This is a genomic window from Mesorhizobium sp. P160927, from assembly GCF_057766385.1.
The window spans coordinates 4,398,075-4,416,612 of record NZ_JBYMDW010000001.1; the positions used below are offsets into that span (position 1 = coordinate 4,398,075).

Sequence of the window (18,538 nt, forward strand, 5' to 3'; positions counted from 1 at the left end):
ACGTTCAACCCTGGCATTTTCGGGCAGCGAGCGTTGCCAGTGGCGCTAGGTTCCGTCAGAGCGCCAGTGCCTCAATCGAACCGGCGCCGAACCACTGTTGAAGCTTGGCTAGCGCTGCAGCCGATAGTTCTTGAGTGAACAGCAAGGTTAGGCGGCGTTTCGGCCTGGAGCATGCCACGTAGAACAGATTGCGGTTCCGCTCAAAGGCCGCCTGCTTGTTCGCAGGAACATTGGCATCCCCGGCCAATTCCAGCATCTCCCCGAAGTTGTATTGGTTCCAGCCTCGGCCGAGAACGACCAGAACGTTCTCGAACTCGGCACCTTTGACGCCATGTTTGGTTTCGAACGGCGAATAGCCTTCGAGGTATTTTCGCAGCGCCTTGACCTCCGAATACGAAACCACCCGAAGCTTTTCCAACTCTGCAAGCGATCGGGGTTTTTCAATGCCCGCCACCGGATAGAATGCTGCTAGCGCGTTTTGCAAGTCTTCGACCCTGTCCGGCAATCGCGGGCGTTGTTCTGCCATGAGATGGTCGACGACGTCGCCAATCAACCCGCCTTCCCTAAGCTCCAGGAGTCTATCAAAAGAAGCTGCCCATGCAGCCTTGTCTGCCTGACGCTTGAGGAGTGGCACAGTTCCGCCCATTGCCTCAAACATGGCGCCATAACGCTTTGCCGAGTAGGCGTCGGCAGCCGGCTCCAAGACGTCTATCAGGAACGCGATTAGGCGGTCTTCCTTTTTGAGATAGGAATCGTTGTAGCGGAACGCATCTGCGAGGTTCGAGTAACCTTGCTCGCTGGCAAGGACCCGATGGGTCAGCATCAAAATCTTCGTCTGCTTGGGAGCGAGGTCCCAGCCGTCCGCTACCATCTGGGCTTTTGTAGCTTCGAGAGCTTGGTGAGCGACTTCAGACGGCAGGTCGCCGCCCCAATGTTGCCCTCCTTGCCGCTGCCCAACCCAGCCATTGGTGTGGAAGATTCGAACTCGACCTGGCGCTTCAGGGTCTTTGACAAACTGCGGCAAGGCCGGTCGCATCCGGTTGAGGCATTCGACAATCGCGTTCACCGAGCGAAAATTCGCCTTCTTGCCGATCGGGGTTACGGCGTCGTCATTGAGCTCGCCGCATCCATTGCCGTAGATCTTCTGCCAGTGGTCCCCGAAGAAGCCAAAGAGCGGTGAATTGGGCTGTCCAAAGAATCGCAGCCTGAGTGCATCAACCCAGTCTTTGTCGGTGTCCTGATATTCGTCAATCAGGATGATGGGGAACCGGTCCGCCATGATTTTACGAAACTTCGGATTCTCCATCAGCGAGATCGTGAGCGGTATAACGTCGTCATGGTGTAGCGAAAGCACATGTTCGCGCACGGCGCGGTGTCCCAGGCTGTATTCGACCCCCCGATCGCCTATGCCGCCAGCCTCCAGGAGCTTATCCTGCCACGCAGGCATCTGCTGCACCAGGGCCTTGAGTTGCTTCTGGAAGCCGCCAGTGAGCAGCCAGCAGAAGGAGTGATTGGTGTTGCAATAGACTATCGGGTGCTTGTCCGTTCGAGTTTCGATCTCATCCTTTGCCACGTTGGTGAAGGTGATGCAGGCGATCTGCTGCCCCCGCCGCATGAAATCTCTCTCGTGGCGCTTAATCAGATACTTGAGCGCCTCGACCAATGAGTACGTCTTTCCGGCGCCAGCGCCCGCCTCAAGACGGAAGCTCCGACCGGCCTGAATGCACGCGAAGACCTCCTCAAGGGCGATGCGGCTCGCCTCTTCGGCAGGGGACTCGTGATTATTCAAGGCCCCCTCCTTCCGGAGCAGGTGCTGGCACCGCCTCGGGTTCGGCTGCGGGTGCAGGCGCCGGTGCGGCGGCGGCGACAGCTGCTACAATCGCAAGTGCCGGATCAATGGGAGGCACATAGTCGATGGCCAGCCAGCGGATGCCGTCGGCAAGATACTTTGGAGCCACCCAACCCGTATTTTCAATTGCATATTTCAACGCGAATTCCGATTTCTTTTGCCCTGCGGCCATATCGCGTGCCGCCACTTCCTGCTCTTGGGGGGTGCCCGCCGCGAGGCCGAAAAGGGCTTGATTGGCCAGAATGAAGGCGTCTTCGAATGTTCGCCCGCAGGGTCCCCCGTTTACCTCCGGAACCTGATAGGCGATGCGCCCGCGTCCATCAGTCTTGTCATCGTCGGATTTGGCCATCACCCCGGCCAGGCTATGAGGATTGTCGTTGAACCACGTTTTCAGGCAAGCGTTACTGGACGCTGTACCGAGGTGAACCGGGCATGCGGCGCCCCCGGGTGCCTCGACAGAATCCAAATCTGTGATGATGAGGTAATGAAGCTCGAGGAAATCGAGCAGACCGAAGAAGAGATGTGCGTAGGCCCCGCCAACCTCCATGATGGTCAGGTATTGGCTTGAGAGCCTAATCGCGGGATCTGCAGCCTCGGCCTTTCCGATGATAACCGGGAGCATGACGCGTTCGCTGAGACCTTCGACAAGGATGGCCTTGTCGGCGAAAAACAGGTCGCAGCGCGTCAATGTCAGATACTGGTGCAGAAACTGCTTGGCGGGGGCCGGGGTGCTACCCGGTCCTTCGCGGAGGTCTTTGATCTTGGTCTGCCGAATACCGGCGTCAGCGCCCTCCACATCGGCGCCGAGGAAGTATCGGATACTCTCGAAACCAGCCGCGTTGGCGATGTGCGATGAGTGAGTTGAGACTACAAACTGCACAGGCCAAGGGACAGCGCCCACGCCCTCGCCAGCCAGTTGCTTGGCGATCTTGCCCAACTGCTTGATGAAGACTTCCTGCATCTGGGGATGCAGATGCGCCTCTGGCTCTTCGATGAACACGAGATGGACGCCTGGCGTTTTGGGCTCGGCCTTGAACGCTTTGTGAAACTCGACGATCCGGAGCAAAATGAATATCAGGTTGCGCACACCCAACCCGTTGTAGGACTCGGGGAGCGTCACGCCGCCGTAGCCGGCATATCGAACCCTGGTAAAATTCGAAAGAAGCTTGCGGATATCGAGGGTTGTCTCGGTCTGCAGCTCCTGGCCGCCCAATCCCGGATAGCCAAAGCTGGTCAAGGTCGGCATCAGGTTCTGCAACTGATTTCCGAAATTACCATCGATCTGCGTCTGAAGTCCTTGGACAACAGTGGCAAGGGCCTCGGCGATGACCTTGTCCGCCGCATCTGCGGTTGGCGAAGAGGCGGTGACGAAGAGACCTTCAAGGATCTTGGCGAGAACGTCGGTCTCTCGCGACGTCACATCATCCAAACCACGCTGCGCGTTGATGAAACCGGTCCGCACCAAGCTGCGCAATGCCGCCGGCTGCAACTGCCGGTAATTCGTCGGGTCGTTCGGATCTTCCGCGCGTATCCTGAGGCCAAAGTTCGCGGGTATCCTCTCCCGTAGGGCAACAAGGAACGCCTTGCGGTATGCGTCATCCAATGAACCATCGGGAAGCCCGTCAAAAAGAGCGCCCAGCCCCCCGTCCTTCAGCTCATAGCGAAGTACGATCAAGGCCTCGCTCACGCCTGGATCAAGATCCACCACGAACGGGGCGAGCGGACCTAGCTCGGGGGCATCGGGATCATATGTGCAATACAGGCGCAATTCGATAGCCGGCAGAAGGGCGCGGACCTCATCCTCCTGTTGGGCTGCGAGATGGGCATGGACGGCAGCACAGAATCCGCGGTAGCTCGCGCTGGAGAAATCTTCAAGTTGAAAGGTCACAGGACCATCGTCGAGCAGCCGACGCATGACCTCTGATAGGGACGTTTTGCCACTATTGTTGCGCCCGACGATGAGCGTCTCGGACGCCTCCAGAACGAGACTCACGTCAGACAGCAACCTGAAATTCTTGATTGCGACCTTTTTAATGCGCATAGTTACCCCAAGCACTACATTTAGCGAACCCACGAACACCCATGACTTATTTGGGATGGTGCGACAAGATATTTTGTTACAAAAGTAACTGGTTAAGTTGAACATGCGGGGTCTACGTTCGAGCCTGCCGATTTCCCGACTCCCCAAGCCCTCGAAACTCCTCAAAACATAGGCACAGGCATGCAATACGCATTGGTTGACAATGTTCGTCGAGAGGCCTTTCCCGGCGGGAAGGGCAACTGCCCCTCCTGCGGCTCCGGGATGGTCGCAAAATGCGGCCCTCGCGTGCTCCACCATTGGGCCCATTTCGGTCGACGCAACTGCGACCCTTGGTGGGAGAACGAAACTCAATGGCACCGAGACTGGAAGAACCTGTTTCCGGAGGCATGCCGTGAAATCTCGCACGTTGCCGCAAACGGCGAAATCCATCGCGCTGATGTCAAAACGCCCACCGGCATTGTTGTTGAGGTTCAGCACTCAGCCATGACCGACGCTGAACGCATTTCTCGCGAAAGCTTCTACGGCAACCTTGTTTGGGTTATTGACGGAGCGGGTTTTCGGCAGAACTTCGACATCTATCATCTGCTTCCGGACCCCGCCTCAGACGTCGCCCGGGACGTCGTATGGTCCAAAGCCCAGCGCCACATGAACGGAGCGAATGCGGGCCTGTTCTTCCGATGGAGCGAATATCTGGTAGACCGCCCAGGCGCGACGAAGGCCGAAGTTAAATCGGGTTGGATTCATTCCGTCCGAGAGATTGAGGATGAAGTGCACCGCAGCTACTGCGGCCATCACCAGTTCGACTGGGTGCGACCACGACGAACTTGGCTTGATGCCGCCTGCCCTGTCTACATTGACTTCGGGGAAGACTTTCTGGTCAAGCTGGAGACCTATGACGAGTCCGGCTTGCCCTGTGTCCGGCGTGTTGCAAAACGGAAGTTTGTGCATGACGTCATGGTGGAAGTCAGAGCCCACGCTATTGCGACGCGCTTTTATCCGCTGCCGCCTAGCTCTATTTGACCGGGCATAGATCTGGGCCGCCACCACGTTGCAGATCGCGGAATTGAAGGTTATGAGCGTATCGATTGTGAATCTGGAGCCCGACATGTCCGAAGAAGCCGGCAGTAATCTGATCGAACTTACCGCAGATATCGTTTCTGCTTACGTCCAAAAGAACGCAGTGCCCGTGTCAGGACTGCCGGATTTGATCGCTAGCGTTAATTCCGCATTGTCTAATATTGGTCAGAAAGCTCCGGAAGAAGCACCGGCGCCAAAGCCGGCAGTCAATCCCAAAAGGTCCGTGTTCCCAGACTATATTATCAGCCTTGAAGACGGCCACAAATACAAGTCGCTCAAGCGCCATCTCGCAACCAGACATGGAATGACACCTAATGAATACCGGGAAAAATGGGGGTTGGCGAAGGATTATCCCATGGTAGCTCCGAACTATTCGGCTGCCCGATCAGCCTTGGCAAAGTCGCTGGGATTGGGAAGGAAAGCCGCTCCGGTCAAGAAGCCCTCCTTGAAACGCAAGGCGAAAGCGTAGGCTGTAGGTGGAACGGGAAATCTTCGGATGCCCGGAAACCAACGCAGCGTCATTGGAACCGGCTCACCAGAGCGTGAAGTTCTGACGTTGTGCGACTTCGCCGATCCGGAAGAAGCGGCGAGAGCCGCTGTCGCTATCTACGGACCTGAAGCTGCCACTGCTGCGGGCCACTGCGCGCTGACCGCACACTTCGATAGTCGCGACCGTGATTTTCGATTTTGGTTTGCGGTCTTCGCGCAACTCGAAGGCTTGTTTACTGCGGGCCATTCCGCAAGACGCCATTAGCACAGACGCCCGGAGGCCAGGTGTGCTGCAAATCGTCAGCGGCAAGTTTTACACAGATGAGGCGCGCCGCCGAAACATCATGCGCGGCACGCTCTATAGCAACATGCGGCTACCTTGGCGCTGCGACCGTATCGAGACCGCCGCAGGCGCACTTCAGCCGTCCACAGCTTTTCGTGGCTTGCGGACTCTCTCCTACGAGATTGTCGAAGAATATGAGGGCACAGAAGACACGGCGGTCCTTCTTTCAATCGGTGTCGATCCATTTTTGAAGGACTTCGCTTCGATTGCATCGTTCGCCCTCAATGTGGTCTGCACACCAGACCCGGATCTCCTGCGGCGACTGGTTGGCGATCAGCCGTTGTCCCCAAGCACTATTGCATCGCCTCGGACATATGTTGGACGCGTCTTCGACGGAGAGGTGCACGTCACTGACGAGGAATTGGACAAACTCAAGGATTTCGTCCGGGATCTGATAGCGCTAAAGCGAACCCACTACCTTTCGGCCATTGGAGCGATCCGCACCTATGTGACCGGCCTGCACCGCATCGGCGACGATATTGACGTGGCTTACACGTTGCTCGTCGCATCCATTGAGTCACTGGCTCAAAAATACAAAGGTGCGAGCGCGAGGTGGGAAGACTATGACTCGCCCAAACGGTCGACCATGGACAAGGCACTAAAAGGTGCCCCTGAAGAGATCGGAAATCGCGTGCGCGATGCTTTACTGGAGATCGAGCATGTCGGCCTTGCGCGCCGGTTTCGATCGTTCGCTCTCGAGAATTTGGCACCGACCTTTTTCAGAGAGGAAGCGCAAGGCCAAGAGTACCCGGCCGGCAAGGCCGACCTGGTCGGTGCGCTTGCCCGAGCTTATTCAATCCGCTCAAAGTATGTTCACAACCTGGCGCCTGTTCCGAAACTGGTCAGCCATGTCTGGCACAGAGGCGATCTCGTCAACGTCGGCGGCAAACCGGTCTTGACGCTTCATGGGCTGGCCCGCCTCGCTCGCCATTTGATTTGGGTATTTGTGCGCAGCGGACAGAAAGTCGAAAAAGAAAGGTATCCGTATCAGGACGACTTTCCCAATATCGTCCACGTTGAATTTGCACCTCAGTACTGGGTTTGGAAGCATGAGGGGTTTAGGCCGGCCGCCGCTCGCCAGAAGCTGGGGGGCTTTCTGAGCCTAGTCAGCGCTCTACAGAAAAAAGCTCCCGACGCACAGCTGATCGATATGCGTGACCTGCTTCGCAAATACGAAGCGCTCATACCGCAAGCCAAGGCACATCGGCTGCCGATGGTGGCGCTATATTTTCTATTCAATAGCTTCGTCAAACCGGCAGACCGGCTTCCGGATGCCCAAAAATTTATGGATCGCTACCATAGCGTCCTTGTGTCCCCTTCACTCGAAGGCATCGGGGTTCGGTTCGCGCTGAAACGCGATGTTGAATGGCCGACCGAAGAGGTCGCCTCGCTATATAGTCGGTACTACAAGCAGAAATACGAAAAGCCGGGCCTGAAACTGCCGGAACTGTATGAGACGGCATTTGCGCTGACACTCGCTGAAGCCTATCGCAGGGACGGCAAGCTGGCCGAAGCCGGGGAAACCCTCTTCGAGGCAATCAACAATCAGCCGAAAGCCAGCACGCTTCAATCTGCGCTTGCAACTTTGAAGTTGAATGAGAGCGCACCTATTTCGTGGCAAGTCCTGCTTCTGCCGGAACCTCCAGAGGTCGATCGACCGCCGGAAGCCAGCTGACACTTGCTGGCGCAAGATTTGCTGGTGAATGGCCTTCGGCGCTATCATGGAGCTATGGAATCGCTAGCCCCTCAGTCAGAGCTGATGGAACTGCCGCCTGAGCGCCCCAAGGCGCTCGACAATCGGACGTGCGTCTATTGCGGCACTACGCTTTCGCCCAGCAACATTTCGCGGGAACATGTCATCGGCCGCCGCTTCGTTCCTAAAGGGAAGCTGCACGGGCAATGGAATCTGATTTTGAATGCCTGCCGTCGCTGCAATTCGCGCAAGGCTGATCTCGAGGATGATATTTCCGCGATTACGCTCCAGCCCGACTCTTGGGGTCGCTACGGACATGACGATATCCCGGCAATCGAGGATGCCCTGCGAAAGGCGAGAGACTCGCGCAGCCGCCGGACCCGGAAGCCGGTTAAAGACAGCGGCGAAGAGATCAAAATCCATCGGAGCCTCGGACCAGGCATCAACCTATCGGTTCAATATTCAAGGCCTCCGCAGATCGACGATGATCGAGCGTTCGAACTGGCTCGACTGCAATTGATGGCCTTCTTCTATATGCAGACCTACAACAGTGAGACCCGTCGCGGCGGCTATTGGCTTCACAGCTATCACCCGGTCATGACCGTTCACCGTGGCGATTGGGGTAATCCGCTGATGGTTGGTTTCATGTGGGCCATCGAGAATTGGGGTTGCCGGCTCCTGGCTGTTTCAGCTGACGGCTTTTTCAAGCTCATCACACGCCGACACCCGTCTGCCGAGACTTGGGCTTGGGCGCTTGCGTGGAACCACAACCGCCGCCTGATCGGTTTCTTTGGCGAGTTGGCGCCGGCGCAAACAGTCTACGACAGCCTTCCGAAGTTGGTGGCCCGAACCGTCTACCAAGCTCCCAATGAGTCCCTTTCGTACCGGACGGAAGTCCCTTTGAAAGACGACGAAGACTCTCTTTTCTCGATCGAGGACGGGCCTATTGGGTAAGCGCGTAAGAGAGCTAGACGGGTTTCACTGATTCAGCGATTCGGCTTTCTTGTCGGCTATTGCAACAAATCGCTCTGAGGTTCCCAAAAGCCGCTCGTCGCCAGCCATTGCGCCCGCGCCAAATGCGAAGTCCACACCCGACGCGCCTTTCCGGCTCACGCTCGGGGTCTATTTTCAGAGTGACACGCGCTACGATAATGGACTGCCGTGAGCGAGCATCCAGCATTCGTTTTTCGTTCCGGGGTACTCCGCGAATCGCGGGCCGGCGCGAAAAGAACGGACGCCGCGTTTAACGCCTATATTCTGATCCGCCGTTGAGTCCCAACGAAGGCCCCGGCCCCAAACCAAGATTGGTGGCCTGCATTTCCAAAGCGAGCAGATCGGCCGCTATCGCCTGATAACGCCTACAGTCCACGTGAACGACGGATCGCTGAGGCCGTTCGAGCGGCAGGCTCCCAGCGATTTTCTTCAAGTCATTAAGGACCGAAGCAATATGGGACCAGGGAAAGTCTGTTGGATCATCGATATCGCGATCTGCACCCGCAATGATTTCGAGCTTGGCGACAACGCCAAGGAGGGACCGCGCCTGTACGTGGGGAATTTTGTCTTGAAGCTTCAAGGCAGCAGTTGTGGCCTCGACTTCCGCTTGGCAGGCGATTGAATAGCCGATCTTCTTATCCATCGCGTTCGGGGCCGTAGCGTCAAGAACGCGTCTCTCTAGACGCTGTTGAAGTCGGCAAAGGACATGCGAGACATGCTGTGCTCGCAACCAGCCTTGGAGCAGTGCAAGAGCCGGGTCTGCCTCGTCGAAACGATCTACCCCGTGTGCCGTCTGCCGTTGCCCTCGCCCGTGCGTGACGGGAGGCAAAGACGTGCTATTGTCGGAATCAGCCATGATCCGAGCTCCTCAACAGCTTTGGCGTGGCCAGGCCGGATTGGTGTTGCATCACCCATCCGGCCGCCAAGTGAAACCGAGACTACACACAGTGCATTATCTAAGCAACCAAAATCACCATAAAATGGTGATTTTATGAATCCGGTGCAGTGCCGCATGGCTCGGGCTGCATTAGGATGGGGTGTTTTAGACCTCTCAAAGGAAGCCAAAATATCAACCCAGACGATTGTTCGCTTCGAAAGGGGCGAGGCGTTGAAGCAATCGACTGTGGATCTAATAAGAAGCACGTTTGAAAGCGCCGGCATTGAATTCATTCCAGAGAATGGCGGCGGCCCTGGCGTTCGTCTGTCTCGCAATCAGAACTGACGCTCTTTTCGCCATGCAACAGGATCGGCGATCCATCGATTGACATCGGATTCCCGCCAGCCCGCCCCGTTTATGCTGATCTTGATCTGAGATGGGAAAGTGCCTTCGGCAATCTTGCGATAGAGGGTCGAGCGGGACATGCCGGTCCGGTCAAGGACGGTTTTAAGGCGTATGATACGATCTGGCTCGGACACAGCGCGCCTTTCCTCACTGGTTGTTGTCGGTATCCGCTGGGACAACAGGGCGCACCAATGCTGGGCGCAATCCGATTTTTCGCTTCACCCGCCTGTAGCGTGGAAACGGCCGCAAATCGGAGGGGTCATAGTCCAATACCTCGCCCCCTGCCGATGCCATGGCTAAATGCGAGTTCCGCGGCAAGGCGCCGGCCGGAATCGATGTTGATGCCAAGCTCGCGCTTGCGGTTGGCAAGGAGGGATTCAAGCTGGGGATCGCGTTCGAGGCTTTTGGCCATGTCGGACATGGCCATGCGCGTTGACTTATAGCCCGACATGTCGCCGGCCTGGTATTGCGTTAAGCTCATGCGATCGAGCTTCTGCCAGCCTTCCACGAACCGATCGGCACGGCGGCCCGGATCGATGTCCAATCCGGTGCGAATTTCCGTTTCAAGCTGGAGAGCAAGGACGACACGGTTGACCCGGCCTGCGCCCGCCTCACGGACAAGCTCGGGGCTTTTAGCGTAAGCCGCTTCGGCATCGCGCCAGCCATGCGGCCGAACCTTCTCGAAAGCTCTGCGGGCATCCCTCAATTCGCGCATCTGCGCGGGACTGCCCTGCCCGTCCGCATTTCCGGTGCTGAGGATCGCATCGATGGCGCGCGCGTGACGCACAAGCGCCTGGGTGCGGGCGCGGCGCAACGCCGCTTCTGCGTTCATCGGCGCATCCGTATCGCGCTGCATTCCCCTGGCGGGAGCGTCTCTCTGAGGCGCAGCGCCGACATCTGCGCTCTGCGCCCCAACATTTTCCCTTCCCGGCCTGCGGCCACGGTCCTGGCCGGGCTCGGCGTCCGCGGCCGAGCGCAATCCGTCCAGCAGCTCGCCGACCCTGTCGCGCAGCTTCTCCGGAACGATCCGGCGCACGAGGTCGACCACACGCTCGCGGAAGGTGATGCCGCGCCGTTCTGCATAGCTCTGCGCTGGGTCGACCTGCTCGTAGTCCGACGCCATGTCCTTGGCGCGGTCGCGTGACAAGGCACTGGCGAGCCGTTCCCGGGTCGCGAAGTCGTCACTGGCGTAATAGAGGTCCGTGCCGTCTCGATGCCGCGAGAGAGCCACATAGCTGCCATGCGCATCCATGCCTGGCGTAGCCAATACATGCGTACGGTCGACGGTCATGCCTTGGGCCTTGTGGATGGTCGCGGCATAGCCGTGGTCGATGTGTGCATAGTCTTTCAGGTCAAAGCGCACCGACCTGCCGTCGTCGATGCTAACGATCATGCTCTGTGTGCTTACTTCCTCTACGGTGCCGAGCGTGCCGTTTTTGACGCCGAGCCCGCGCTCGTTGCGCAGGAACATGACGCGGTCGCCGCTGGCGAAGCTTCTTGCGCCGCGTTCAACAAGGACCTGAATATCTTCGCCGAGATCGCCGGCAGCGCGCATGCGCTCGCGCGCTGCCTGGTTGAGTGCGCGCACCTCGTCGTTTGTGTGGGTGAGGATGATCCGGCTCGCCTCAGGCTCTGCCTGCCTGTCGCGGTCCCAGCGCTCGACCAGATCGCCCCGCGCCTCGTCGCGCGTCGCGGCCTGGTGCACCATTCCTTGCGTGTCATAGGCGCCGATCGCGGCGCCTATCCTGCCAGTTGCCAGATCGCGCGTGGCGGCACGCTGCCAGTCCTCTTGCTGCCTACGTACCTGGCCGATCTCGACGCCGCCATGACGCTCGTGGATCGAACGGAAAGCGGCGCCGGCTTCAATCGCTTGCAACTGTTGGGGATCACCAACAAGGACGACCTTTGCGCCAACATCCGCCGCATGGGAGAGCACGCGCTGCAACTGGCGCGTGCCGACCATGCCGGCTTCATCGATCACCAGGACATCGCGCGCGGTAAGCAGATCACGACCCTGTCCCCAACTGTGTTCCATACTGGCAATGGTGCGCGACGAGATGCCTGATCCGCTTTCCAGATTCTCGGCCGCAATGCCGGAGAGTGCCGCGCCTCGAACCTCATAGCCCGCCGCTGCCCATGCCTGGCGCGCGACACCCAGCATGGCGCTCTTGCCCGTACCGGCAAAGCCGACGACGACACCGAGACCGCGGCCGTCGGTGATGTGATCCAGCGCGTCGGTCTGCTCGGCCGACAGGAGAAGGCCGCGTTGCGCTGCCCGCGCCAAAGCTGTCTCGCGATGTGCGTCACTGACCGCATGGCGGTCCTGACCAACCATGCGTTCCGCCGCGCTATGCAGGCGCTGTTCGGTCTCGATCATCTGCCTGGTGCTGAAGCGATCTTCGCCGCGTCCGTCCTTACCGAGTTCGACAAGATCGGGTGCGTTGCTGATGGCGCCCATTACCTGGTTGAACTGCTCCATTCCGTCGCTGTGCCGATGCGCGAACTTCGCGATGTCGCGGCGGGTAAAAGTCGATTGCTGGTGCGTGATGGCATCGAGCGCCACGGATGGATCGGCAATGATGCGCACCCCATTGTTGCGCGCGATCTCGCGGTGCAGTTCGGCGCGATCTGCTTCGATGCCGGCAGTGTCGAGGCCGCCGCCTTCAATGCGTTGGGCCGGCGCACCAATCTGGGTCTGCGGCTCCAAGGCAATGCCCTGCGCTTCCAGACTGCGATGGTCGATGCGGGCGTCGAAATCGAGTTCGGCAAGCCGCTCATTGGCAAGCTCGGACCATCGCTCGCGCCAGCGCTCGACCATCTGGGTAGCGTTCCAGTCGCGCACCTTCGCCCCGAAACCCTTCTCATCGACCGACCGCATGGTGAGCATGACATGGGCATGCGGTTTGGGACTGCCATCCTCTGCCCTGTCCCAATGCACATTGAGATCGGCGACCATGCCTTGGTTGACGAACTCGGCCTGAACGAAGTCGCGCGCCAGTTCGATGCCTTGCGCCTGGCTCAATTCACGTGGAAGAGCAAACTCCACCTCGCGGGCAAGCTGCGCATCCTTCCTTACCTCGAACGCCTCGACATCGTTCCACAGCCGTTCGCGGTCGCTCCAGGCTTCGGGTGCATCCTCCGGCAGCATCACCTCGGAATGGACGACGCCGCGCTTGGCCGAGAAATCATGCGTACGTTCGATCCGCTCATCACGCAGCCGCGAGGCCGAGCGGTAGGCAGCAGATGCCACGGCACTCGAGCCGGCCTTGCGGCCAATGACCTTGACGTGAAGATGATAGATCGCCATCGCGACCAGATCATTTGCACGTCAAAGCGCACGTCGGCACGACGTATAAGCGCGCCCTCCCTCGAAAAAATCTCGGGATGGACCAGCCCGTCCCGGGCTGTCTCAGCAACCCTGAAGCCTTCCGGCGGACGCTCCCCTATCATCGTCGCATCGACAATTGATGGAGACAGCCATGCGCAAACCACGGGACTTCGACACCGAACTGAAGGCACTGGAAGACAAGGCGCGGGAGCTCAAAGTGCGAAAGGTGCAGCAGCTGGGCGAACTGGTGATCGCCACCGGCGCCGATCAACTCAGCCCCGACGAACTGGCTGGCGCGCTGGTTGCAATCGCCGAGACGAAAGACGCCGCAAAGCTCGAGGCATGGGCCAAGCGTGGGGCGATGTTTTTCGAGAGCCGGCCCCGGCGAATTGATCCGGCATCTAAACGAAACCCTCGCAGCGCTCCAGCGCAACCGGGCGGCACACAATCGCCGGCAAGCGGCTCTGGCTCGCAATGACATGCGCACCTGGCAAGTCGAGCGCCGCAAGCGCACCCGGCATCTGATCGAACTCGGCGGTCTCGTCGTCAAGGCCGGCATTGTCGACCTGACCAATGACGATCGCGCCATCATCTACGGCGCGCTCCTCTGGATCGCAGCCAAGCTGCACAGCCATCAAGGAGAGCATGCGCGGGACCTATGGGCCGCGAAGGGAAAGCAGGCGTTCGCTCAGAACGGCATGATGAGCAAAAGGGCCAGCGAACCTAGCGGTGATTGACGCGAGGAGCGGATGATGGTGCGCAAGCGAGGCGGCCGCAAGCGGGCATTGGGCACCAGGGCGCCGATAGCAATCCCGCGGAGCGCCAACCAGCGCCTGAGCCTCGACTTCGTCTCCGACATGCTGACTGATGGCCTCCGCATGGCTTCGTGGAAAGCCTCAATGACTACTCGACGCGTGCCTCAACGAACGGCCCCTTTGACCTGCCCCTAAGAATTTCCTCCATCTGAGATTAGAGTCCGGCCCTTGATCGAAGGACGGACTGATGAAGAGAAAGCGGTTCACAGAAGAGCAGATCATTGCGGTTCTGCGCGAGCATGAGGCGGGTGTAAAGGCGGGCGATCTGGCCCGCAAGCACGGGGTCTCGGAGGCGACGCTGTATAATTGGAAGGCGAAGTATGGCGGGATGGACGTGTCCGACGCCAAGCGGCTGAAGGCGCTGGAAGACGAGAACGCCAAGCTGAAGAAGCTGCTCGCCGATCAGATGCTGGAAGCCTCGGCGCTGCGTGAGCTTCTGTCAAAAAAATGGTAGGGCCCGCCGCCAAGCGCGAAGCCGTCGCGCATCTGCAGGCCGTCATGGGTCTGTCGGAGCGTCGGGCCTGTTCCTTTGTGGGCGCCGATCGCAAGATGATCCGCTACCGGTCAAGGCGTCCGCCCGAGACGGAGCTGCGTGGCAGGTTGCGCGACCTCGCCAATGAGCGCCGACGCTTTGGCTACAGGCGGCTGTTCATCCTGCTCAGGCGCGAGGGCGAGGCATCTGGGGTCAACCGCATCTATCGTCTGTACCGCGAGGAGGGCCTGACGGTGCGCAAGCGCCGGGCAAGGCGGCGAGCGGTCGGCACGCGGGCGCCGATCCTGGTCGAGGCAAAGCCGAACGCGCGCTGGTCGCTGGATTTCGTGCATGACCAGTTCGCCTGCGGCCGCAGGTTTCGCGTGCTCAACGTCGTCGACGACGTGACGCGCGAATGCCTGGCGGCGATCCCGGACACCTCGATCTCCGGCCGTCGGGTTGCCCGTGAACTGACGGAACTGATCACCCAGCGCGGCAAGCCACGCATGATCGTCTCCGATCACGGCACCGAGTTCACCTCGAACGCCATCCTCGCCTGGTCGAAGGATTACAGGATCGAATGGCACTACATCGCGCCGGGCAAGCCGATGCAGAACGGCTATGTCGAGAGTTTCAACGGCCGGATGCGCGATGAGCTGTTGAACGAGAGCCTGTTCTTCGGTCTCGACCACGCCCGAAGCGCCATCGCCGAATGGAGGGAGGACTTCAACACCGCGAGGCCACATTCCTCGCTCGGCTACCAGACCCCGGCAGCCTATGCCCAGGTCATCACCGCAACCGGCTCCGACGCTGTGCTGATGGAAGGCTCCGCGCCTCCGCCGGTTGCTCAACCCGCGCCACAAGGCGTAACAAAAACGGTCGAGGCTCTAATCGCAGCTGGATGACAGTTCAGTAGCAGGTCACAATTGAGGAACTGGAGACGTGGGATCAAAAGAATACAGTGGCGTGCCGTGCGTCAAAGCGATTCAACATGAACGGCGGTGAGTGAGTGTGGTTAGTGACGGAGGAGCATCCAATACCGCCCCCAGAAGCCGCTCCTCACGTTCTCGGATATGGGGATTTTTTCAATATATAACAACAAGTTAGCTTACGGTGAGAGGAAGTTCCACAATCACCCCTCCGGCGACCCGACTCCGTCGCGTGCCGATATCGCCATGACGAAAGAGGTCATCGAGGCCGCCAAGCGGCTGGGCATTTCCGTGCATGACCACATCATAATCGGGCGCAAGGGCTATTCCAGCATGAAGGGCCTGCTGCTCATCTAGGTCCAGAATTCAGCGAGGCAGCACCGCCACGGCGCTGGCGATTATCCTCGCCGGAATTTGAGATCATTCAATCGTTGAAAGAACGATGCTGATACCGCGCATTTCGCGGATCAATCTTCCAGTGGCGACAGCCCAAAAGATCGCCACTCTTCTAAAATCAAGGCCGATCGGTCTTGCAGCTGCCGGCAATCTGGCTGACCGCCTCGTCGAAGCCGGCGAGGTCGAAATCGGCTTGGCCCCGCCCGGACAACAATCCGAAGCGCCATGACAGCAGCAGGCGGTTTGCCGGAACGAGGCGCTTGATGCCATCGGCGCCGTCGCGCATCAGCTGCCTGCCGCGCGTGCCGACGGACCAGCTCTCGTCGAATTTGCCGGCGCCGTCGATGGTAACCGACATGGTGATTTTCCGGCTGGCGGAGACCGCGTCGTTCAATTGCAGCCATTCGGTCCAGCCCGGCTCCCCGTCAGCCCGGCAAGCGATGGTCAGCACCGGGCTGTAGCTCAGCGCGCCGCCTCCGGTGATAAGCTTGTTGGTGGCATAGACCGAGGCGGTGACAAGGCCGTCATTGGCGGTGTCAAAACGCCAATTGTCCGTACCGGCCCCCGCAGCGCCGCAGGCCCAGGCAAGGAAAAGCACCGTGGCGGCAGCGCGCCTCATTCCCACGAACACCCCAACGACATCACCAATTACCTCTGGTCTTCCAACCAACCAGATAATGATCAAGGCTTCGTATCGCCACCGGTGCCATCAGGAAGGAATCCGATGTTGCAGTTTGGCAACGAAAAAGGCCGCCCAGAGGCGGCCTATCGGAATTCGCTGCAATGAGCGACCTATTCGGCGTCCTTGGCGGCCTTCTTTTTCGGCGCGGCCTTTTTCTTCGGCTCTTCCGCCTCGTCAGCGGCATCGCTTGCCTTGGCTTCGGCCTTCTTCGACGCGGCCTTCTTGGCCGGCTTCGCCTTGCCCTTGGTGTCGTCTTCCTCGTCGTCGGCCATCAGCTCTTCCTTGCTGACCTTGACGTCGGTGACCGAGATCTGTTCGAGCAGGTGGTCGACAACCTTCTCCTCGAACATCGGCGCCCTCAGCGCGTTGAGCGCCTCGGGATTGCTGCGGTAGAACTCGAAGGCTTCCTGCTGCTGGTTGGCCGGGAAGCGACGAACCTGCTCGAACAGCCCGCGCTGCAGTTCCTCGTCCGAAACCGTGACGCCCGCCTTCTCGCCGATCTCGGCCAGCACCAGGCCAAGGCGCACGCGGCGCTCGGCAAGGCGCATGTATTCGGCGCGCGCTTCTTCCTCGGTGGTCTCTTCGTCGGCGAAGGTGCGGCCAGCGGCTTCCAGGTCGCGGTTGACCTGCGCCCAGATGTTGTTGAACTCGGCTTCGACGAGCTTCGACGGCGCTTCGAACGAATAGGCCGCATCGAGCTGGTCGAGCAGCTGGCGCTTGACCTTCTGGCGCGTCATCGAGCCGAACTGGTTCTCGATCTGGCCGCGCACGATGTCACGCAAGCGCTCGAGCGATTCCAGGCCAAGGTTCTTGGCGGTCTCGTCGTTGATTTCGAGGTCGCCGGGCTTCGATACGTCCTTGACGGTTACCTCGAAGGTCGCTTCCTTGCCGGCCAGATGCGCCGCCTGGTAGTTTTCCGGGAAGGTCACCGTGACCTGCTTCTCGTCACCGGCCTTGGCGCCGATCAGTTGATCCTCGAAGCCCGGAATGAACTCCTTGGAACCCAGCACCAGCGGCTGGTCAGTGCCGGCGCCGCCAGCGAAAGCCTCGCCGTCGATCTTGCCGACATAGTCGATCGTGACGCGGTCGCCTTCGGCGGCCTTGCCGGTCTTCGGCTCGTAGCTGCGCGCCGATTCGGCGACGCGCTTGACCTGGTCGTCGATTTCCGAATCCGGCACGTCGAACACCTGGCGCGTCACCTTGATGTCGGAGAAATCCTTGATCTCGATCGCCGGAATGACCTCGTAGTTGAGGCGGAACTCGAAGTCGGCGCCGCCGGCCAGGATCTTCTCGGCTTCCTTCTCGTCCTCGGTCATGATGACCTCGGGCTGCATGGCGGCCTTTTCGCCGCGCCCGGTGATGATCGAGCGAGTCGAGTCGTTGAGGATCTCGTTGACCACTTCGGCCATGAACGACTTGCCATAGACCTTGCGCAGGTGCTGCACCGGCACCTTGCCCGGACGGAAGCCGTTGATGCGGACCTTGTTGCGGGCGTCCGACAGCCGCGCCATCAGCTTGGCTTCCATATCACCGGCCGGCACGGTGATCTTGATCTCGCGCTTGAGACCGGAATTGAGTGTTTCGGTGACCTGCATCGTAAAACCTTTGTTTTCACCAATGAGGCTGCCAAACGGCTCCCTGCCGTTCACAGCCTGCCGGTAATTCTTGCCGGGAATGGCTTTTGGTACGGAACCTGGCGATTTGACCGGAAATACGGCTCAAACTCTCCCAAACTGCGTTCCAAAATGTGAATAAGTTCTTGTTTTTCCTACTTCTTATCACATTTTGTAGAAGCGGATCGTCGCGTTCCGTCACATTTGACACGCCTTTTGTCACAGGCGAGCCCAATTTTCAACAGTCTTCGCGTTCAGGCGAATAACCAACATTCCGGCCCTGAGCCGACATCTTGTCTCCGACATTGACAGAATGATGGCTACATGGGATTGCCGGGCCACGCGGGTATGGCGGAACTGGTAGACGCACCAGATTTAGGTTCTGGCGAGAGATCGTGGGGGTTCGAGTCCCTCTACCCGCACCACCCTTCGCGCTTCGAGCGTCGGGTGGCAGGCCACCCGACGCTCGCTAGACGAAGGAGCGTGCTCCGAAGCCTGGCGAAGGAGGACCGGCCTCGTTATCGCGCGTCTCACGA

At 59.4% G+C, this 18,538-nt stretch carries 16 protein-coding genes, 1 tRNA gene and 2 pseudogenes; 12 read left to right on the forward strand and 7 right to left on the reverse strand.

Annotated elements, in window-relative coordinates; genetic code table 11:
* Positions 1-55 precede the first annotated feature (55 nt).
* A complete protein-coding gene (locus AC3CB8_RS21465; RefSeq protein ID WP_352595512.1) occupies positions 56-1,789 on the reverse strand; it encodes a UvrD-helicase domain-containing protein in 1,734 nt (577 codons plus the stop codon).
* Complete coding sequence (locus AC3CB8_RS21470; RefSeq protein WP_352566186.1) at positions 1,782-3,890, reverse strand: ATP-dependent nuclease; 2,109 nt, start codon at positions 3,888-3,890, stop codon at positions 1,782-1,784. Before AC3CB8_RS21470 ends, AC3CB8_RS21465 begins: the two co-directional genes overlap by 8 nt.
* A gap of 180 nt (positions 3,891-4,070) precedes the next feature.
* Between AC3CB8_RS21470 and AC3CB8_RS21475 the strand changes: the two genes are divergently transcribed.
* The 5 genes from AC3CB8_RS21475 (at position 4,071) to AC3CB8_RS21495 (ending at position 8,446) form a co-directional block, all read left to right on the forward strand.
* The gene (locus tag AC3CB8_RS21475; protein ID WP_352566188.1) at positions 4,071-4,910 is read left to right on the forward strand and encodes a competence protein CoiA; all 840 of its coding nucleotides are present in this window, start codon (positions 4,071-4,073) and stop codon (positions 4,908-4,910) included.
* 85 nt (positions 4,911-4,995) lie between these two features.
* Positions 4,996-5,436 carry a Ros/MucR family transcriptional regulator gene (locus AC3CB8_RS21480; RefSeq protein WP_352566190.1) on the forward strand — a complete coding sequence of 147 codons (441 nt, stop codon included), beginning with the start codon at positions 4,996-4,998 and terminating at the stop codon, positions 5,434-5,436.
* Between the two features lie 27 nt (positions 5,437-5,463).
* Positions 5,464-5,721, forward strand: coding sequence for a hypothetical protein (locus tag AC3CB8_RS21485; RefSeq protein ID WP_488377343.1), 258 nt, complete (start codon positions 5,464-5,466; stop codon positions 5,719-5,721).
* A gap of 22 nt (positions 5,722-5,743) precedes the next feature.
* Positions 5,744-7,474 (forward strand): hypothetical protein, encoded by a 1,731-nt coding sequence (locus AC3CB8_RS21490; protein WP_352566194.1) that lies wholly within the window; start codon positions 5,744-5,746, stop codon positions 7,472-7,474.
* A 3-nt stretch (positions 7,475-7,477) separates the two neighbouring features.
* Entirely contained in the window at positions 7,478-8,446 is a 969-nt protein-coding gene (locus tag AC3CB8_RS21495) for an HNH endonuclease (RefSeq protein ID WP_352566196.1), read from the forward strand.
* A gap of 289 nt (positions 8,447-8,735) precedes the next feature.
* Here AC3CB8_RS21495 and AC3CB8_RS21500 read toward each other — a convergent pair whose 3' ends face one another.
* Positions 8,736-9,341, reverse strand: a complete 606-nt coding sequence (locus AC3CB8_RS21500) for a hypothetical protein (RefSeq protein WP_352566198.1) — start codon at positions 9,339-9,341, stop codon at positions 8,736-8,738.
* A 135-nt stretch (positions 9,342-9,476) separates the two neighbouring features.
* On the opposite strand from AC3CB8_RS21500, the gene AC3CB8_RS21505 reads away from it, so the two are divergent.
* A complete protein-coding gene (locus tag AC3CB8_RS21505; RefSeq protein WP_202379836.1) occupies positions 9,477-9,707 on the forward strand; it encodes a helix-turn-helix domain-containing protein in 231 nt (76 codons plus the stop codon).
* Here AC3CB8_RS21505 and AC3CB8_RS21510 read toward each other — a convergent pair.
* Both AC3CB8_RS21510 and traA read right to left on the reverse strand, forming a co-directional pair.
* Positions 9,698-9,901 carry a helix-turn-helix transcriptional regulator gene (locus tag AC3CB8_RS21510; protein WP_352566201.1) on the reverse strand — a complete coding sequence of 68 codons (204 nt, stop codon included), beginning with the start codon at positions 9,899-9,901 and terminating at the stop codon, positions 9,698-9,700. The two genes, AC3CB8_RS21505 and AC3CB8_RS21510, sit on opposite strands and share 10 nt — an antisense overlap.
* A 125-nt stretch (positions 9,902-10,026) precedes the next feature.
* Positions 10,027-13,074: a Ti-type conjugative transfer relaxase TraA gene (traA, locus tag AC3CB8_RS21515; RefSeq protein ID WP_352566203.1), complete on the reverse strand. Its 3,048-nt coding sequence runs from the start codon at positions 13,072-13,074 to the stop codon at positions 10,027-10,029.
* 172 nt (positions 13,075-13,246) lie between these two features.
* Between traA and AC3CB8_RS21520 the strand changes: the two genes are divergently transcribed.
* The 5 genes and pseudogenes from AC3CB8_RS21520 to AC3CB8_RS21540 form a co-directional block, all read left to right on the forward strand.
* Positions 13,247-13,573: a conjugal transfer protein TraD gene (locus AC3CB8_RS21520; RefSeq protein WP_352566209.1), complete on the forward strand. Its 327-nt coding sequence runs from the start codon at positions 13,247-13,249 to the stop codon at positions 13,571-13,573.
* A gap of 1 nt (position 13,574) precedes the next feature.
* Positions 13,575-13,832 carry a conjugal transfer protein TraD gene (locus AC3CB8_RS21525; protein WP_352566205.1) on the forward strand — a complete coding sequence of 86 codons (258 nt, stop codon included), beginning with the start codon at positions 13,575-13,577 and terminating at the stop codon, positions 13,830-13,832.
* Positions 13,833-13,973: pseudogene (locus AC3CB8_RS21530) on the forward strand (IS3 family transposase); the annotation flags it as partial.
* Between the two features lie 124 nt (positions 13,974-14,097).
* Positions 14,098-15,287, forward strand: a protein-coding gene (locus AC3CB8_RS21535; protein ID WP_156939434.1) for an IS3 family transposase whose coding sequence is annotated in 2 segments (ribosomal slippage) — positions 14,098-14,350 and positions 14,350-15,287 — 1,191 coding nt in all. Because the reading frame shifts where the segments join, the coding sequence is not laid out codon by codon here.
* A 222-nt stretch (positions 15,288-15,509) separates the two neighbouring features.
* A pseudogene (locus tag AC3CB8_RS21540) lies at positions 15,510-15,668 on the forward strand (JAB domain-containing protein); the annotation flags it as partial.
* 157 nt (positions 15,669-15,825) lie between these two features.
* Here AC3CB8_RS21540 and AC3CB8_RS21545 read toward each other — a convergent pair.
* Positions 15,826-16,326: a hypothetical protein gene (locus AC3CB8_RS21545; RefSeq protein ID WP_031240945.1), complete on the reverse strand. Its 501-nt coding sequence runs from the start codon at positions 16,324-16,326 to the stop codon at positions 15,826-15,828.
* Positions 16,327-16,499: 173 nt separating this feature from the next.
* On the reverse strand, positions 16,500-17,984 hold the full coding sequence (tig, locus tag AC3CB8_RS21550) for a trigger factor (RefSeq protein WP_023769980.1): 1,485 nt from the start codon (positions 17,982-17,984) through the stop codon (positions 16,500-16,502).
* Positions 17,985-18,344: 360 nt separating this feature from the next.
* Here tig and AC3CB8_RS21555 point away from each other — a divergent pair.
* Positions 18,345-18,427 (forward strand) — tRNA-Leu (locus AC3CB8_RS21555).
* Positions 18,428-18,538 lie beyond the last annotated feature (111 nt).

What these genes read in the sequence shown, in the direction of transcription:
- AC3CB8_RS21500 (WP_352566198.1), bottom strand. Translation starts at nt 9,341, where the DNA reads ATGGCTGATTCCGACAATAGCACGTCTTTGCCTCCCGTCACGCACGGG.
- AC3CB8_RS21485 (WP_488377343.1), top strand. Translation starts at nt 5,464, where the DNA reads ATGCCCGGAAACCAACGCAGCGTCATTGGAACCGGCTCACCAGAGCGT.
- AC3CB8_RS21525 (WP_352566205.1), top strand. Translation starts at nt 13,575, where the DNA reads ATGCGCACCTGGCAAGTCGAGCGCCGCAAGCGCACCCGGCATCTGATC.
- traA (WP_352566203.1), bottom strand. Translation starts at nt 13,074, where the DNA reads ATGGCGATCTATCATCTTCACGTCAAGGTCATTGGCCGCAAGGCCGGC.
- tig (WP_023769980.1), bottom strand. Translation starts at nt 17,984, where the DNA reads ATGCAGGTCACCGAAACACTCAATTCCGGTCTCAAGCGCGAGATCAAG.
- AC3CB8_RS21470 (WP_352566186.1), bottom strand. Translation starts at nt 3,890, where the DNA reads ATGCGCATTAAAAAGGTCGCAATCAAGAATTTCAGGTTGCTGTCTGAC.
- AC3CB8_RS21520 (WP_352566209.1), top strand. Translation starts at nt 13,247, where the DNA reads ATGCGCAAACCACGGGACTTCGACACCGAACTGAAGGCACTGGAAGAC.
- AC3CB8_RS21480 (WP_352566190.1), top strand. Translation starts at nt 4,996, where the DNA reads ATGTCCGAAGAAGCCGGCAGTAATCTGATCGAACTTACCGCAGATATC.
- AC3CB8_RS21475 (WP_352566188.1), top strand. Translation starts at nt 4,071, where the DNA reads ATGCAATACGCATTGGTTGACAATGTTCGTCGAGAGGCCTTTCCCGGC.
- AC3CB8_RS21545 (WP_031240945.1), bottom strand. Translation starts at nt 16,326, where the DNA reads ATGAGGCGCGCTGCCGCCACGGTGCTTTTCCTTGCCTGGGCCTGCGGC.
- AC3CB8_RS21505 (WP_202379836.1), top strand. Translation starts at nt 9,477, where the DNA reads ATGAATCCGGTGCAGTGCCGCATGGCTCGGGCTGCATTAGGATGGGGT.